This is a genomic window from Hydrogenophaga luteola, from assembly GCF_042648585.1.
In the GTDB taxonomy this organism is placed as follows: Bacteria; Pseudomonadota; Gammaproteobacteria; order Burkholderiales; family Burkholderiaceae_C; genus Hydrogenophaga; species Hydrogenophaga luteola.
Genome location: NZ_JBHRXX010000005.1, coordinates 291,235 through 304,506, shown reverse-complemented (window position 1 = coordinate 304,506; position 13,272 = coordinate 291,235). Strand labels below are relative to the sequence as shown.

The following is a 13,272-nucleotide window of genomic DNA, read 5'->3' as shown; positions in this document are numbered from 1 at the left end:
CATGCGCCCGAGGAGGTCCGTATGCCGGTGGTGGTGATCGCAAATCCGAAGGGGGGGGTGGGCAAGTCCACCCTGTCGACCAACGTGGCCGGCTACCTGGCCAGCCGAGGTCACGCCGTGATGCTGGGCGACGCCGATCGGCAGCAGTCCTCGGCGCTCTGGCTGGGCCTGCGGCCCGCCGCCGCCCGCCCGATCCGCAGCTGGGACGTCTCGGGCGACCACGTGGGCAAGCCTCCCAAGGGGACGACCCACGTGGTGCTGGACACGCCCGCCGGCCTGCACGGCTCGCTCGCCAAGGACGCGCTGCGGCACGCCGACAAGGTGCTGGTGCCGCTGCAGCCGAGCATCTTCGATATCTATGCCACGCGCGCGTTTCTTGACGAACTGGCTCAGTCCAAGCACGCAGGGCATCTACAGGTGGGCATCGTCGGCATGCGGGTCGATGCCCGCACCATTGCAGCCGACAAGCTGCACGAGTTCGTCGACGGGCTGGGCCTGCCGGTGCTGGGCTACCTGCGCGACACGCAGAACTACATCCACTTGGCCGCGCGTGGACTCACGCTGTTCGACGTGGCGCCCGGCCGCGTGGAGAAAGACCTGGAACAGTGGCGCGGTATCTGCGAGTGGCTGGACCGCTGAACCTGATCCTGCGCTGTCGCGGTGCCGACAGTGCCTTGTAGGGCTGTGGCCCTAGAGTCGGTCGCATGAGAAGCTTTGACACCCTCGACGAACTTGCGGCCTGTGTGGGTCAGGAAGTGGCCATCAGCGACTGGGTCACCGTGACCCAGGAGCAGGTCAACCGCTTCGCCGACGCGACTGGTGACCACCAGTGGATCCATGTGGACGTGGAGCGTGCCCGCGCGGGGCCCTTCGGTGCACCGATCGCGCACGGCTTCCTCACCCTGTCGTTGCTGCCCGTGTTTTTCGACTCGGCGTTCGAAATCAAGCAGGGCGGCATGGGGGTGAATTACGGCCTGAACAAGGTGCGCTTCACCTCGCCCGTGCCGGTGGGCAGTCGCCTGCGGGCGCGCATGACACTTCTGTCGGCTGCGCCAATCGAAGGCAATGGCCTGCAGATGGCCTGGTCGGTGGCCATCGAGCGCGAAGGTGCCGAGAAGCCGGTGTGTGTGGCTGAGGCCCTGGTGCGGCGCTATCCCTGAGCTTCGTTCAGCGGATGCGCCCCAGCTGACGGGCATCGACCCAGCCCTCGAACACCGCCAGCAGGGCGTTGATCCGCTCGGCCGCTATCGTCTGGCTGGTGGCCTGAGAAATGAGCTGGTAGGCATCGTTGCGCAGCAGCCAGAGATCCTGCACGGTCTGCGTTTGCTCAATCTTGTGCCGCAAGCGGTGCACGGAGATGCCGTCGCAGTCGGCCACGGTCTGCAGCAGGGCAGACCGGATGACCTGAAGATCTTTCAGGCTCGGCACGGCCTTGGCCCCTTTGCCGGGTGCGGCCTTGCCTTTGAAGAGCCTGGTCAGCGTCGCGATCAAAAAAACCTCCGGGCTGCCCGCAAGGGCAGGACGTCTACACAAAACAGGAAGGTGGTTCGAGCCGCATGATGCAGGGCTTGAACCGATCCGCGTATTGTGGGTGCCCGCAACTCCCAAATGTGGGGTGCGTCCCTCAGCGAAGAAGTGATATACGTCACGGTTTTGTCGCTCCGAAACCCTGTTGGCGCCACGCTTCGTAAACAAGTACCGCCACGGCGTTGGAAAGATTGAGGCTGCGTTGGCCTTCCAGCATTGGAAGCCGCAACTGACGTTCTGCGGCGAACTGCTCGCGCACGCTGACCGACAGCCCCTCGGTCTCGCAGCCGAAGACCAGCCAGTCGCCAGGCATGAAGCGCTGGGCGTAGGCCTGTCCTTGACCTCGGGTGGTGAGGGCGAACATGCGCTCGCGGACAGGTTGGGCGGTGTCGAGGAACTGCGTCCAGCCGGGGTGGCGCTGGACATTGGCGTATTCGTGATAGTCCAGTCCGGCTCGGCGCATCTGCTTGTCGTCCATCGAGAAACCCAGGGGCTCGATCAGGTGCAGATGGCATCCCGTGTTGGCGCACAGGCGGATCACATTCCCCGTGTTGGGCGGGATCTGCGGTGTGACCAGAACGACGTGGAACATGGGGCGAGCCGCTGCCTTCAACACTGTGGCCGGTGGGCCGGCCTTGTCTTCCACCCCTTTGGTGGGCGCGATCATAAGCGCATATGGAGCGGTGTCATCGACCGGCGCCCCCGTCTTGTGTTTCCTGTGGCGTACGCGCCAAGACAAGGGCCCGAACCTCGGTGGCGCCGGCCTGGCAAAGCGCCAGCCCTGCGTGATGCAAGGTCGCGCCGGTGGTGCGCACGTCGTCAACAAGGACCACGCGTCTGCCTGCCAGCCTCGACACCACAAGAGGGTGGGCCACAAATGCGCCCCGCAAATTGATCAGTCTCTGCGCGCGCGTGAGGCGGTGCTGGTCCGGCGTATCACCCAGGCGCACCAAGGACTCCGCCATGGTTTGGAGACCGGTTTTCCGGCCAATGGCTCGGCACAGCTCCCAGGCCTGGTTGTAACCCCGCTCGGCCAGTCGCGTCGGCGTCACGGGTACCGGCACCAGCCACATGTCGGGCTCGAGGAAGCTCTGCCTGGAGGCGGCTTGCACCATCAGGTCCCCAAGCGGGCCGGCCCAGCCCGGTTCATTGCGAAACTTGAATCGGCCAATCAACCCGTCCCACGGGAACAGGTAGTCCACGGCGGCCAAGCACTTCTGCACGGGTGATGAGTCCGTCGCCGTCAGGCATTCGCCGCACAGCCCCGCATCTTCAGGCATCGGCCGAGCGCAGCGCTGGCAGCGACCGAGGGGCGGCGCATGGCGCTGTCGACACGCTGGACAGACGGGCGCGGCCGGCCAGCTGCCACAGACCTGGCAGATGGAAGGCAGCCCGGTCATCCGGTGCAGCAAAGCGGTCAAAGCTCCCATGCGGCCAATATACTGGCGCGCCCCCGCCAGCCCGCCATCACCCCTGTCAACCGACCTCCGTGACCAACCCGACCGAAGAATTGCCTGTGCCCGGGCTTGATCCCGTCGCAGCGCGGCGCTGGCTGCTGCGCTCGCATGCGGCCAGCCCCTGGCTGCACGAGGAGGTGGCTCGGCGCATGATCGACCGCCTTCAGTGGTTCCGGGAGCAGCCGGCCAGCTGGTTGCACTGGGAGCCATTGGTGGGGGGGCTGGAGGCACATCGCGAGCTTGCGGCGCGACTGCCGGGCGCCCGATGCCTGGTGTCCGCAGAGGACCCGCGCGTGCTCAGGCGCTTGGAGGGCGACGCAGGTCGGTCGCTGCGGTCGATCCTGGGCTGGGGCAAGTCCAGCACGCCCGGTGTCGCCACAGCAGACACCCGGGTGGCGATGTTGTGGGCCAATATGGTGCTGCACCAGGAATCCCGGCCCCAGGCTCTGCTGCGTCGCTGGCACGGGCACATCGATGTCGGCGGATTTCTGATGTTTTCCTGCCTGGGGCCCGACAGCCTGAGTGAGCTGCGGGGCGTTTACCAGAGGCAGGGCTGGCCATCACCCGCCCACAGCTTCACCGATATGCACGACTGGGGCGACATGCTGGTGCAAGCTGGCTTTGCCGAGCCCGTGATGGACATGGAGCGCATCACGCTGACCTACAGCAGCGCGGCGGCCATGCTGGACGAACTGCGCAGCTTTGGTCGCAACCTGGGCGCGGCCCGGTTTCCGGCGTTGCGGGGGCGTGGTTGGCGCGCGCGCATCGAGTCCGCCATCGAGCAGCACGGGCCGCGCGACGGGCAGGGGCGCCTGACCTTGGGGTTCGAAATCAACTACGGGCACGCGTTCAAGTCGGCACCCAGGCCCAGGGCTGGTGAGAGCCAGTCGGTCTCGGTGGACGAGATGCGCGCCATGCTGCGAAAACGGCGCAACTGATCGGCTGCGAAGGGGCGTCCCGGAAGCCTTGCAGCGGGCGGCAGGCTGTTTCTGGTCGCTACAATTGACATAAATCAAACTCTGCACGCCGATTTTTCGGCAGGCGTGATCCCCTGTCGGACGCTCCCGGCGAATCCGGTTGTGTCGGAGACACAACATGTATTGCCTTGCAAGCGTCACCTCGGATGGGACTCACTGGGTGCTGAGGCGCAACTGTTCGGTCACGCCAAGGCAACTGGGGGCGATGTACGCGCTGTTGAGCGCACTGTCCCTGGTGGTGGCTGGGTTCTTCTGGACCCATGGCGCATGGATGGTGTTGCCGTTCTCCGTGGTGGAGTTGGTGGCGGTCGGCGCGGCGTTTCTGGTCTACGCCCGGCATGCGACCGACGGTGAGCACATCTGTGTGTGCCGTGGTCGGCTGGTGGTGGAGCTGGAGGACGCCGGCCGGTTGTCGCGCATCGAGTTTGCGGGCCATGCCATTCGCGTGGAAGCCCCGTCCGGTCAGCGTTCGCTGGTGTCGGTGTGGGGCGGAGGGCGTTCGGCAGAGGTCGGACGGTATGTGAGGGCCGATTTGCGGCCGGTGCTGGCCCAGGAAATCAGGCGGGCGCTGAGGGAGCCATGAGGCTGGTGTGGGTATTCCCTGAGAGGGCGTTCAGGGTGTTTTTGGTCTAATTGGATTGATATAAATCAATACTTATATTTGAGGCGTTCAACGTGAGTACGACAAGACAGATGGGTGATTTCCTGCGCCAGCGTTCCGCTGGCCTGCGTGCGACGACTTCTGCCTGGATTCTGGGCTCCTCGGTCTGGCTGGCCGAAGCGGCCCATGCGGTGAACGACCTGCCCGGTGGTCCGGCGGTCAACCAGCTCAACTTTGCTCCTCCCGCCACCAAAATCGCGGAAGAGCAGCACTGGCTGCACTGGTTCATGATGGCCATCTGCTCGGTCATCTTTGTGGTGGTGTTCGGGGTGATGTTCTATTCCATCCTCAAGCACCGCAAGTCGGTCGGCCACAAGGCACAGGAACTGCCCGAGCCCATCTGGGTGGAGTTGGGCTGGACCATCGTGCCGCTGCTGATCGTGATCGGCATGGCACTGCCGGCGACCAAGGTGCTGGTGGCCCAGAAGGACACCACCAACAGCGACCTGACCATCAAGGTCACGGGCATGCAGTGGAAATGGGGCTACGACTACATCAAGGGTGAAGGCGAGGGCATTGGATTCCTGTCTACCCTGGACAACAGCCACCGCGAGATGTCCAACAGCGGCAAGCCGCCCGCTACGGATGACTATCTGTTGAAGGTGGACAACCCGCTCGTGGTGCCGGTGGGCAAGAAGGTCCGCATCATCACCACGGCCAACGACGTGATCCACGCCTTCATGGTGCCGGCCTTCGGCATCAAGCAGGACGCCATCCCGGGCTTCGTGCGCGACACCTGGTTCCGCGCCGAAAAAACCGGCGACTTCTATGGCCAGTGCGCCGAACTGTGCGGCAAGGAGCACGCCTACATGCCGATCCACGTCAAAGTGGTGACCGCCGAGGAATACACGAAGTGGGTCGAGGGCGAGAAGAAGAAGATGGCCGCTGCCGCGGACGATCCGTCCAAGGTCTGGAACCTGGCCGACCTGGTCAAGCGCGGCGAGTCGGTCTATGCAGCCAACTGCGCGGCCTGCCACCAGGCCAATGGCAAGGGCGCCGGTCCGATCAAGGCGCTGGACGCCTCCCCCATCGTGCTGGACGCCGACAAGTCCAAGCAGATCGCTGTCCTGCTCAACGGTGCCAACAACGGTGCCATGCCGGCCTGGAAGCAGCTGTCCGACACCGAGATCGCTGCCGTGATCACCTACACCAAGAACAGCTGGTCCAACAAGACCGAGCAGATCGTGCAGCCCGCCGACATCGTCGCGGCCCGCAAGTGACGCGGACCCAGAACAGATTGAAATTCTCAAGGACTAGAACATGAGTGCAGTACTGGATCCCCACGACGCTCACGCGCACGACCACGATCACCACGCGCCCGCCGGCTGGCGCCGCTGGGTCTACGCGACCAACCACAAGGACATCGGCACCCTGTACCTGCTGTTTGCCTTCACCATGCTGATGGTGGGGGGCGTGCTGGCCCTGCTGATCCGCGCCGAACTGTTCCAGCCCGGCCTGCAGCTGGTCAATCCCGAGCTGTTCAACCAGCTCACCACCATGCATGGCCTGATCATGGTGTTCGGCGCCATCATGCCGGCCTTCGTGGGCTTCGCGAACTGGATGATCCCGCTGCAGATCGGCGCGTCAGACATGGCGTTCGCGCGCATGAACAACTTCAGCTTCTGGCTGATGATCCCGGCCGCCATCATGCTGGTGGCCTCGTTCTTCATGCCCGGTGGTGCACCTGCGGCCGGCTGGACGCTTTACGCGCCGCTCACCCTGCAAATGGGTCCTTCGATGGACGCCGGCATCTTCGCCATGCACATCCTGGGCGCCTCGTCCATCATGGGCTCGATCAACATCATCGTGACCATCCTCAACATGCGCGCCCCTGGCATGACGCTGATGAAGATGCCGATGTTCTGCTGGACCTGGCTGATCACCGCCTACCTGCTGATCGCCGTGATGCCCGTGCTGGCCGGCGCCATCACCATGACGCTGACCGACCGCCACTTCGGCACCAGCTTCTTCAACCCTGCCGGCGGTGGTGACCCGGTGATGTACCAACACATCTTCTGGTTCTTCGGCCACCCCGAGGTTTACATCATGATCCTGCCGGCCTTCGGCATCGTGAGCCAGGTCGTGCCTGCCTTCGCGCGCAAGAAGCTGTTCGGCTACGCCTCCATGGTCTACGCCACCGGCTCCATCGCCATCCTGTCCTTCGTCGTGTGGGCGCACCACATGTTCACCACCGGCATGCCGGTGACGGGCCAGCTGTTCTTCATGTACAGCACCATGCTGATTGCCGTGCCCACGGGCGTGAAGATCTTCAACTGGATCGCGACCATGTGGAAGGGCTCGATGACCTTCGAGACGCCCATGCTGTGGGCTGTGGGCTTCATCTTTGTGTTCACCATCGGTGGCTTCACCGGTCTGATCCTGTCCATGGCGCCGATCGACATCAACTTCCAGGACACCTATTACGTGGTGGCCCACTTCCACTATGTGCTGGTGGCCGGCTCGCTGTTCGCTATGTTCTCCGGCATTTATTACTGGCTGCCCAAGTGGACCGGTGTGATGTACAGCGAAGGCCGCGGCAAGCTGCACTTCTGGTGGTCGATGATCTCCTTCAACATCACCTTCTTCCCGATGCACTTCCTGGGTCTGGCCGGTATGCCGCGTCGCTACGCCGATTACCCCATGCAGTTCGCCGACTTCAACGCCATCGCCTCTGTGGGTGCCTTCGCCTTCGGTCTGGCGCAGGTGTACTTCTTCCTGTTCGTGATCGTCCCCGCGATGCGTGGCGTTGGCCCCAAGGCGGTTCAGAAACCCTGGGATGGCGCCGAAGGCCTTGAGTGGGAAGTGCCGTCCCCGGCGCCTTTCCACACCTTTGAAAATCCGCCGAAGCTGGACGCCACCGCCACCAAGGTGATTGGCTGAGCCTGTCCATGACCTCGAACGAACAGAAAAAACAGAACCAGCGCCTGGGCCTCATCCTGGCCTCGGTGGCGCTGGTGTTCTTCCTGGGCTTCGTCGGCAAGATCGTGCTGCTGGGCGGCTGAGCTGTTCCGGGAGAGCATTCGATGGGTCTGAAGCAAGAAAACCTGAAGATGGTGGGCAAGCTCGGCGTGATCACGCTGGGCATGTTCGCCTTCGGGTATGCGCTGGTGCCGCTGTACAAGGCCATCTGTGAAGCTACGGGGATCAACGTCCTCGCCTTGACGGAGCGGACGGTGCCCGGTGCCCAGCCCAAGGTGCTCAATACCCAGGTCGACCGGTCGCGCACCATCACGGTGGAATTTGATGTCAACGCGCGCGGGCCCTGGCACTTCAAGCCGGCCGTCCGGACATTGCAGGTACATCCGGGTGAGCTGACCACGGTGCTCTACGAGTTCCAGAACATCCAGAACCGCACGATGGCGGCGCAGGCGATTCCCAGTTATGCGCCGACGCAGGCGGCCTCCCATTTCAACAAGCTCGAGTGTTTCTGCTTCACGCAGTACACCCTCGCGCCCGGTGAAAAGAAAGAATGGCCGGTGGCCTTCGTGATCGATCCAAAGCTGCCCAAGGACGTCACGACGATCACCTTGTCCTACACGTTCTTCGAGGTGGGCGGCAAGGTGCCCGCGGCGCCGCAAGGCATGGTCGGTCGAGGGCCGGCGCCCGCCGCAGTGACCAGCCAGGGGGCTGTGTGAACGCACCACCGGTCCACCAACGCAAAGGTTCGATCATGGGCACCGTCAAGGCGGTGCTCTGGGGGTTCCTCGGTGTCCGCCGCCAGGCCGACTACCAGCGCGACATCGACCGCCTCAACCCGATCCACCTGATGGTGGTGGGGGTGGTGATGGCCCTGGCGTTTGTCGGCCTCCTGATCCTGATCGTGAACTGGGTGGCTGGCTGAATCAGTCATCCGAATCAAACAGTTTTATTCATTCATACCGCGAAAGCATTGAGGAGCGAGCATGTCAGCAGCAACCCACGGCACGACGCCTTATTACTTCGTCCCAGGACCCTCCCGTCACCCGGTGATGGCGGCTGTTGGCCTGTTCTTCGTGATCCTCGGTGCAGGTCAGTGGATCAACGGAGCCGCCTGGGGCATGTATTCGCTGGCTTTTGGTCTGGCCTTCTGGCTGGTGGTGCTGTTCCAGTGGTTCCGTGATGCGGTAACCGAGAGCGAAGGTGGCCTGTACGGCCGGAAGATCGACCTCTCCTACCGCTGGAGCATGAGCTGGTTCATCTTCTCGGAAGTGATGTTCTTCGGTGCGTTCTTCACCGCGCTGTGGTGGGCCCGCACCCACTCGGTGCCGGCGCTGGGCAACATCGAGAACGCCCTGCTGTGGCCCGATTTCACCTCGGTCTGGCCCAGCCGCCAGGTCGGTGCCACCGCCTCGCCGGCCGACATCGTCGAGCCGTTCCAGACCATGGGACCGTTCTGGCTGCCTACGATCAACACCGCGCTGCTGCTGACCTCTGGCGTGACGCTGACCATCGCCCACCACGCGTTGCAGGCCGGCAACCGCGGCAAGACCATCGCCTTCATGTGGATGACGGTGATTCTGGGCCTGGTGTTCCTGTTTGTTCAGGGTTACGAGTACGCCCACGCCTATGGCGACCTGAACCTCAAGCTGTCGTCGGGCATCTTCGGTTCGACCTTTTTCATGCTGACCGGCTTCCACGGCTTTCACGTCTTCGTGGGCATGCTGATGCTGTTGTTCATCACCCTGCGCCTGCAGAAGGGCCATTTCACCGCCCAGAAGCACTTTGGTTTCGAGGGTGCGGCCTGGTACTGGCACTTCGTGGACGTGGTCTGGCTGGGTCTCTACATCCTCGTGTACTGGATGTGATTCGTTGGCGGTAGTGCCGCCTGCCCCAAAAAACGGCGCCAGATGGCGCCGTTTTTTTGAACCCGGTGCACCGGTCTTCAGCCTCGAAGCGGCAGGCCGGTGGGTTGGATCCATCCCATCCAGTAGCTGAGCAACACCACGACAAACAGCAGGATGGAAAAGCCGACGCGGAAGGCCAGGGCTTTGGCCATGGGGTTTTTGCGGTGGTTTCCGGCGTCGTCGTCCTGGGCGCCTCCGCCGCGCATCATGAACACCAGCGCCGCCGCCAGGCTGCCGAGGATGGCCACAAACGCCACAATCACGAGATAGGTCATGCGGGGATTATCCGCCGCTACCAGTTTTCATCGCCTTCCATGACACCTCGTACCCGCTTCTGGACCGTGACCATTGCCGCCGCTGGCACGGTTGGGCTGACTGCGTCGCTGGGTGTCTGGCAACTCTCTCGTGCAGCCCAGAAGCAGGCTCTGGAGACGGGCATCGCCGAGCGGGGCGCGATGGCGGCGCTGGACGGTGCCGCGGTGCTCTCAGCCAACGGGGTTGTCGAGCCGCTGCTGCACCGCATGGTCCGCCTAAAGGGGCAATGGGTGCCGGAGGCCAGCGTGTTTCTGGACAACCGGCCCATGGCCGGGCGCAGCGGCTTCATCCTGGTCACGCCGCTCAGACTCTCGGGCGACGGGCGCGCGCTGCTGGTGCAGCGCGGCTGGGTGCCCCGCAACTTCCAGGACCGGTCTCAGGTGCCCGATGTCCCCACCCCTTCCGACGAGGTGGAGGTCACCGGACGCCTGGCCCCACCACCCAGCCGGCTGTTCGAGCTGGGCGCAGCGGAGCAGGGGCGCATCCGGCAAAATCTCGACACCGAGTCGCTGGCCAGGGACACCGGGCTGGCGCTGCTGCCGATGTCGGTGTTGCAGACCGGCGCCTCGCCCGAAGGCCTGCTCAGGGAGTGGCCGCGTTTCGAATCTGCTGCTCACAAGCACCACGCCTACGCCGCCCAGTGGTTCGCCATGAGTGCGGTCGCCGCCGGGCTGTACGCCTGGTTCCAACTGATTTCTCCCCGTCGCCGACGCACGCTTCATGGCCAAGACCCCCGATGAACCCCTGACCCTGACGGTGCACAGCCTGCCCAAGGCCGATGCGCCGGACACCAGCGCCTCCACCCGGGCCGGGCGCTGGAAAATGCTGCTGCTCCTGCTGGTGTGCGCCTCGCCGGTGATCGCGTCGTACTTCACCTACTACGTGATCCGGCCCGAAGGTCGTCGCAACTACGGCGAACTGATCGACCCGCAGCGCCCGCTGCCCGATCTGGTGGGCACCGACGCCAGCGGCCGGCCTGTGCCGCTGCCTCAGCTGAAGAACCAGTGGCTGTTCATCAGCGTCGCCGATTCCGCCTGCGACGACGCCTGCCAGAAACACCTGTTCCTGCAGCGGCAGTTGCGCGAGACCCTGGGCAAGGACAAGGACCGGCTCGACTGGGTGTGGCTGCGCACCGGCTCGCCCGAACTGTCCGAACCTCTGAAGCAGGCGACGGCAGCGGCGACTGTGCTGCACGTGGACGCGGCCGCGCTGGCGACCTGGCTGCAGCCCGCAGCGGGCCAGCGCCTGGAAGACCACCTGTATGTGGTCGATCCCATCGGCAACTGGATGATGCGCTTCCCGGCGCAGGCCGATCCGAAGCAGGTCAAGCGCGACCTCGACCGCCTGCTGCGGGCTTCGGCGTTCTGGGACAAGGCAGGACGCTGACATGGGCGAGCTGTACGACCTATCGCCCGCGCTGCGGCTGATGCTCTTGGGGATAGTGATCGCCCTGGGGCCGCTGGCCTGGGTGTGGCTGCGCCACCGCGGTGCCAGCAGCGCCCAGCGCCTGCGCGCGCTGACGCTGCTCACCCTGTTCCTGACCTTTGACCTGGTACTGTTCGGCGCCTTCACGCGGCTGACCGACTCTGGCCTGGGCTGCCCCGACTGGCCGGGCTGTTACGGCAGCGCCAGTCCGGTGGGGGCGCATGCCTCGATCTCGGCGGCGCAGCAGGCCATGCCCACCGGGCCGGTCACGCACAGCAAGGCCTGGGTGGAAATGATCCACCGCTACCTCGCCACCGCGGTCGGGGTGCTGATCCTGGTGCTCGCGGTGACCAGCTGGATCGAGCGCCGGCGCCTGAGCATTTCCCCGGCCTGGGCCTGGCTGACCCTGTTCTGGGTCTGTCTGCAAGGCGCCTTCGGCGCGCTGACCGTCACCATGAAGCTGTTTCCGGCCATCGTCACCCTGCACCTGCTCGGTGGCATGGTGCTGCTGGCCCTGCTGAGGGCCCAGTCGGTGGCCTACGACCTGGGCGTGCAGGGGCATGCGCCGCTGGTGCTGGGCCGGTCGGCACGCTGGGCCCTGCTGCTGGTGTATGCGCTGCTGTGGCTGCAGATCGCGCTGGGCGGCTGGGTCAGCACCAACTACGCGGTGCTGGCCTGCGACACCTTCCCCACCTGCCAGGGCGGCTGGTGGCCACCGATGAACCTGAGCGAAGGCTTCACGGTCTGGCGCGAACTGGGCATGAACGCGGATGGCCAGCCCATCACCTTCGCAGCGCTGACCGGCATCCACTACGTGCACCGCCTGTGCGCCTACCTCGTGCTTGCTGCCCTTGTGGGGCTGGCCTGGCAACTCTGGTCCCGGCCAGGCGCGCGCTCGTCGGCGCGCTGGCTGCTCGCGCTGGCGGGTCTGCAGCTGGCGACTGGTCTGAGCAATGTGGTGCTGGACTGGCCGCTGCTGGCGGCCGTCGGCCACACCGGTGGCGCGGCCGCACTGGTGGTCGTGATGACCGGGCTGCTGGCCGGCACCCGCACCGCACCTTCTTCCGTGGGCGCCCCCGCGCTCACCGTTCCCCGCACCTCCCCATGAGCACCGCGCCCACTTCCCTGGCCCCGACCATGCCCTCGGTCTGGCGCCAATACCACGCGCTGACCAAGCCGCGCGTCATCCAGCTGATCGTCTTCTGCGCCCTCATCGGCATGGTGCTCGCCGTGCCCGGGCTGCCCAGCTGGGCCCAGGTGCAGACGGCCGCGCTGGCCTGCCTGGGCATCTGGCTGGTGGCCGGCGCCGCCGCGGCCTTCAACTGCGTGGTCGAACAGCAGATCGACGCCAAGATGCGCCGCACCGCCTGGCGACCCACCGCCAAGGGGGAGCTGGGCAATGTGCAGACGCTGACGTTCTCGGCCGTGCTGTGTGCGCTCGGTTCGGCCATCCTGTACCTGTGGGTCAACCCGCTGACCATGTGGCTGACCTTCGCCACGTTTGTGGGCTACGCGGTGATCTACACCGTCATCCTCAAGCCGCTGACGCCACAGAACATCGTGATCGGCGGTGGATCGGGGGCAATGCCGCCGGTGCTGGGCTGGGCAGCGATGACCGGTGTGGTCGCACCCGAGGCGCTGATCCTGTTCCTGATCATCTTCCTCTGGACCCCGCCGCACTTCTGGGCGCTGGCGCTCTACCGGGTGGAGGACTACCGCAAGTCCGGCCTTCCCATGCTGCCGGTGACGCACGGATCGGAGTTCACACGGCTGCAGATCCTGCTCTACACCTTCGTGCTGTTCGCCGCCTGCCTGATGCCTTTCATCATGCGCATGAGTGGCTGGTTCTATCTCGCGGTGGCGGTGGCGCTGAGCATCGGCTTCTGCGGCTATGCCTGGGCGCTGTGGCGCAACTATTCGGACGCGCTGGCCCGCAAGACCTTCCGCTTCTCGCTCTGGCACCTGTCGCTGCTCTTCGCCGCGATGCTGATCGACCATTACGTTTAGAACACCCCTGCCGCGCTTAGCGCGACCCCCTCAAGGGGGTGGCATCTGCGGCCCGGCGAGGCCGGTTCCGCGATGCCTTT

At 65.0% G+C, this 13,272-nt stretch carries 18 protein-coding genes; 14 read left to right on the top strand and 4 right to left on the bottom strand.

The window, feature by feature from the left end:
* The first annotated feature begins 21 nt into the window (after positions 1–21).
* Both ACFOPI_RS11570 and ACFOPI_RS11565 read left to right on the top strand, forming a co-directional pair.
* Positions 22–639: a ParA family protein gene (locus ACFOPI_RS11570; protein WP_382173970.1), complete on the top strand. Its 618-nt coding sequence runs from the start codon at positions 22–24 to the stop codon at positions 637–639.
* A gap of 65 nt (positions 640–704) precedes the next feature.
* Positions 705–1,160 carry a MaoC family dehydratase gene (locus ACFOPI_RS11565; RefSeq protein ID WP_382173968.1) on the top strand — a complete coding sequence of 152 codons (456 nt, stop codon included), beginning with the start codon at positions 705–707 and terminating at the stop codon, positions 1,158–1,160.
* A 7-nt stretch (positions 1,161–1,167) separates the two neighbouring features.
* On the opposite strand, the gene ACFOPI_RS11560 is transcribed toward ACFOPI_RS11565, so the two are convergent.
* From ACFOPI_RS11560 to ACFOPI_RS11550, 3 genes are all read right to left on the bottom strand, one after another.
* The gene (locus ACFOPI_RS11560; protein WP_382173966.1) at positions 1,168–1,491 is read right to left on the bottom strand and encodes a hypothetical protein; all 324 of its coding nucleotides are present in this window, start codon (positions 1,489–1,491) and stop codon (positions 1,168–1,170) included.
* Between the two features lie 154 nt (positions 1,492–1,645).
* Complete coding sequence (trmL, locus tag ACFOPI_RS11555; RefSeq protein WP_382174933.1) at positions 1,646–2,119, bottom strand: tRNA (uridine(34)/cytosine(34)/5-carboxymethylaminomethyluridine(34)-2'-O)-methyltransferase TrmL; 474 nt, start codon at positions 2,117–2,119, stop codon at positions 1,646–1,648.
* A 94-nt stretch (positions 2,120–2,213) separates the two neighbouring features.
* A complete protein-coding gene (locus ACFOPI_RS11550) occupies positions 2,214–2,729 on the bottom strand; it encodes a ComF family protein (RefSeq protein ID WP_382174931.1) in 516 nt (171 codons plus the stop codon).
* Between the two features lie 287 nt (positions 2,730–3,016).
* Between ACFOPI_RS11550 and ACFOPI_RS11545 the strand changes: the two genes are divergently transcribed.
* From ACFOPI_RS11545 to ACFOPI_RS11510, 8 genes are all read left to right on the top strand, one after another.
* Positions 3,017–3,922, top strand: coding sequence for a biotin synthase (locus tag ACFOPI_RS11545; RefSeq protein WP_382173964.1), 906 nt, complete (start codon positions 3,017–3,019; stop codon positions 3,920–3,922).
* Between the two features lie 157 nt (positions 3,923–4,079).
* Positions 4,080–4,544: a DUF2244 domain-containing protein gene (locus ACFOPI_RS11540; protein ID WP_382173962.1), complete on the top strand. Its 465-nt coding sequence runs from the start codon at positions 4,080–4,082 to the stop codon at positions 4,542–4,544.
* Positions 4,545–4,654: 110 nt separating this feature from the next.
* On the top strand, positions 4,655–5,842 hold the full coding sequence (gene coxB, locus ACFOPI_RS11535) for a cytochrome c oxidase subunit II (RefSeq protein WP_382173960.1): 1,188 nt from the start codon (positions 4,655–4,657) through the stop codon (positions 5,840–5,842).
* A 40-nt stretch (positions 5,843–5,882) separates the two neighbouring features.
* A complete protein-coding gene (ctaD, locus tag ACFOPI_RS11530; protein WP_382173958.1) occupies positions 5,883–7,502 on the top strand; it encodes a cytochrome c oxidase subunit I in 1,620 nt (539 codons plus the stop codon).
* 8 nt (positions 7,503–7,510) lie between these two features.
* Complete coding sequence (locus ACFOPI_RS11525; protein WP_218008599.1) at positions 7,511–7,624, top strand: cytochrome oxidase small assembly protein; 114 nt, start codon at positions 7,511–7,513, stop codon at positions 7,622–7,624.
* Positions 7,625–7,645: 21 nt separating this feature from the next.
* Complete coding sequence (locus ACFOPI_RS11520) at positions 7,646–8,257, top strand: cytochrome c oxidase assembly protein (protein WP_382173956.1); 612 nt, start codon at positions 7,646–7,648, stop codon at positions 8,255–8,257.
* Between the two features lie 35 nt (positions 8,258–8,292).
* Positions 8,293–8,463: a DUF2970 domain-containing protein gene (locus ACFOPI_RS11515; RefSeq protein WP_382173954.1), complete on the top strand. Its 171-nt coding sequence runs from the start codon at positions 8,293–8,295 to the stop codon at positions 8,461–8,463.
* 61 nt (positions 8,464–8,524) lie between these two features.
* Positions 8,525–9,406 carry a cytochrome c oxidase subunit 3 gene (locus ACFOPI_RS11510; RefSeq protein WP_382173952.1) on the top strand — a complete coding sequence of 294 codons (882 nt, stop codon included), beginning with the start codon at positions 8,525–8,527 and terminating at the stop codon, positions 9,404–9,406.
* A 77-nt stretch (positions 9,407–9,483) separates the two neighbouring features.
* Here ACFOPI_RS11510 and ACFOPI_RS11505 read toward each other — a convergent pair whose 3' ends face one another.
* The gene (locus tag ACFOPI_RS11505) at positions 9,484–9,720 is read right to left on the bottom strand and encodes a twin transmembrane helix small protein (protein ID WP_382173950.1); all 237 of its coding nucleotides are present in this window, start codon (positions 9,718–9,720) and stop codon (positions 9,484–9,486) included.
* A gap of 39 nt (positions 9,721–9,759) precedes the next feature.
* Between ACFOPI_RS11505 and ACFOPI_RS11500 the strand changes: the two genes are divergently transcribed.
* From ACFOPI_RS11500 to cyoE, 4 genes are read left to right on the top strand one after another with little or no spacing between them, the layout of a single operon-like run.
* Positions 9,760–10,500 (top strand): SURF1 family protein, encoded by a 741-nt coding sequence (locus tag ACFOPI_RS11500; protein ID WP_382173948.1) that lies wholly within the window; start codon positions 9,760–9,762, stop codon positions 10,498–10,500.
* On the top strand, positions 10,481–11,146 hold the full coding sequence (locus ACFOPI_RS11495; protein WP_382173946.1) for an SCO family protein: 666 nt from the start codon (positions 10,481–10,483) through the stop codon (positions 11,144–11,146). Before ACFOPI_RS11500 ends, ACFOPI_RS11495 begins: the two co-directional genes overlap by 20 nt.
* A gap of 1 nt (position 11,147) precedes the next feature.
* The gene (locus tag ACFOPI_RS11490) at positions 11,148–12,293 is read left to right on the top strand and encodes a COX15/CtaA family protein (RefSeq protein ID WP_382173944.1); all 1,146 of its coding nucleotides are present in this window, start codon (positions 11,148–11,150) and stop codon (positions 12,291–12,293) included.
* Positions 12,290–13,192 carry a heme o synthase gene (gene cyoE / locus ACFOPI_RS11485; protein WP_382173942.1) on the top strand — a complete coding sequence of 301 codons (903 nt, stop codon included), beginning with the start codon at positions 12,290–12,292 and terminating at the stop codon, positions 13,190–13,192. The genes ACFOPI_RS11490 and cyoE overlap by 4 nt, the downstream gene beginning before the upstream one ends.
* The last annotated feature ends 80 nt before the right edge of the window (positions 13,193–13,272 follow it).

What these genes read in the sequence shown, in the direction of transcription:
- ACFOPI_RS11570 (WP_382173970.1), top strand. Translation starts at nt 22, where the DNA reads ATGCCGGTGGTGGTGATCGCAAATCCGAAGGGGGGGGTGGGCAAGTCC.
- ACFOPI_RS11565 (WP_382173968.1), top strand. Translation starts at nt 705, where the DNA reads ATGAGAAGCTTTGACACCCTCGACGAACTTGCGGCCTGTGTGGGTCAG.
- trmL (WP_382174933.1), bottom strand. Translation starts at nt 2,119, where the DNA reads ATGTTCCACGTCGTTCTGGTCACACCGCAGATCCCGCCCAACACGGGG.
- ACFOPI_RS11540 (WP_382173962.1), top strand. Translation starts at nt 4,080, where the DNA reads ATGTATTGCCTTGCAAGCGTCACCTCGGATGGGACTCACTGGGTGCTG.
- coxB (WP_382173960.1), top strand. Translation starts at nt 4,655, where the DNA reads ATGGGTGATTTCCTGCGCCAGCGTTCCGCTGGCCTGCGTGCGACGACT.
- ctaD (WP_382173958.1), top strand. Translation starts at nt 5,883, where the DNA reads ATGAGTGCAGTACTGGATCCCCACGACGCTCACGCGCACGACCACGAT.
- ACFOPI_RS11525 (WP_218008599.1), top strand. Translation starts at nt 7,511, where the DNA reads ATGACCTCGAACGAACAGAAAAAACAGAACCAGCGCCTGGGCCTCATC.
- ACFOPI_RS11520 (WP_382173956.1), top strand. Translation starts at nt 7,646, where the DNA reads ATGGGTCTGAAGCAAGAAAACCTGAAGATGGTGGGCAAGCTCGGCGTG.
- ACFOPI_RS11515 (WP_382173954.1), top strand. Translation starts at nt 8,293, where the DNA reads ATGGGCACCGTCAAGGCGGTGCTCTGGGGGTTCCTCGGTGTCCGCCGC.
- ACFOPI_RS11510 (WP_382173952.1), top strand. Translation starts at nt 8,525, where the DNA reads ATGTCAGCAGCAACCCACGGCACGACGCCTTATTACTTCGTCCCAGGA.
- ACFOPI_RS11505 (WP_382173950.1), bottom strand. Translation starts at nt 9,720, where the DNA reads ATGACCTATCTCGTGATTGTGGCGTTTGTGGCCATCCTCGGCAGCCTG.
- ACFOPI_RS11500 (WP_382173948.1), top strand. Translation starts at nt 9,760, where the DNA reads ATGACACCTCGTACCCGCTTCTGGACCGTGACCATTGCCGCCGCTGGC.
- ACFOPI_RS11495 (WP_382173946.1), top strand. Translation starts at nt 10,481, where the DNA reads ATGGCCAAGACCCCCGATGAACCCCTGACCCTGACGGTGCACAGCCTG.
- ACFOPI_RS11490 (WP_382173944.1), top strand. Translation starts at nt 11,148, where the DNA reads ATGGGCGAGCTGTACGACCTATCGCCCGCGCTGCGGCTGATGCTCTTG.
- cyoE (WP_382173942.1), top strand. Translation starts at nt 12,290, where the DNA reads ATGAGCACCGCGCCCACTTCCCTGGCCCCGACCATGCCCTCGGTCTGG.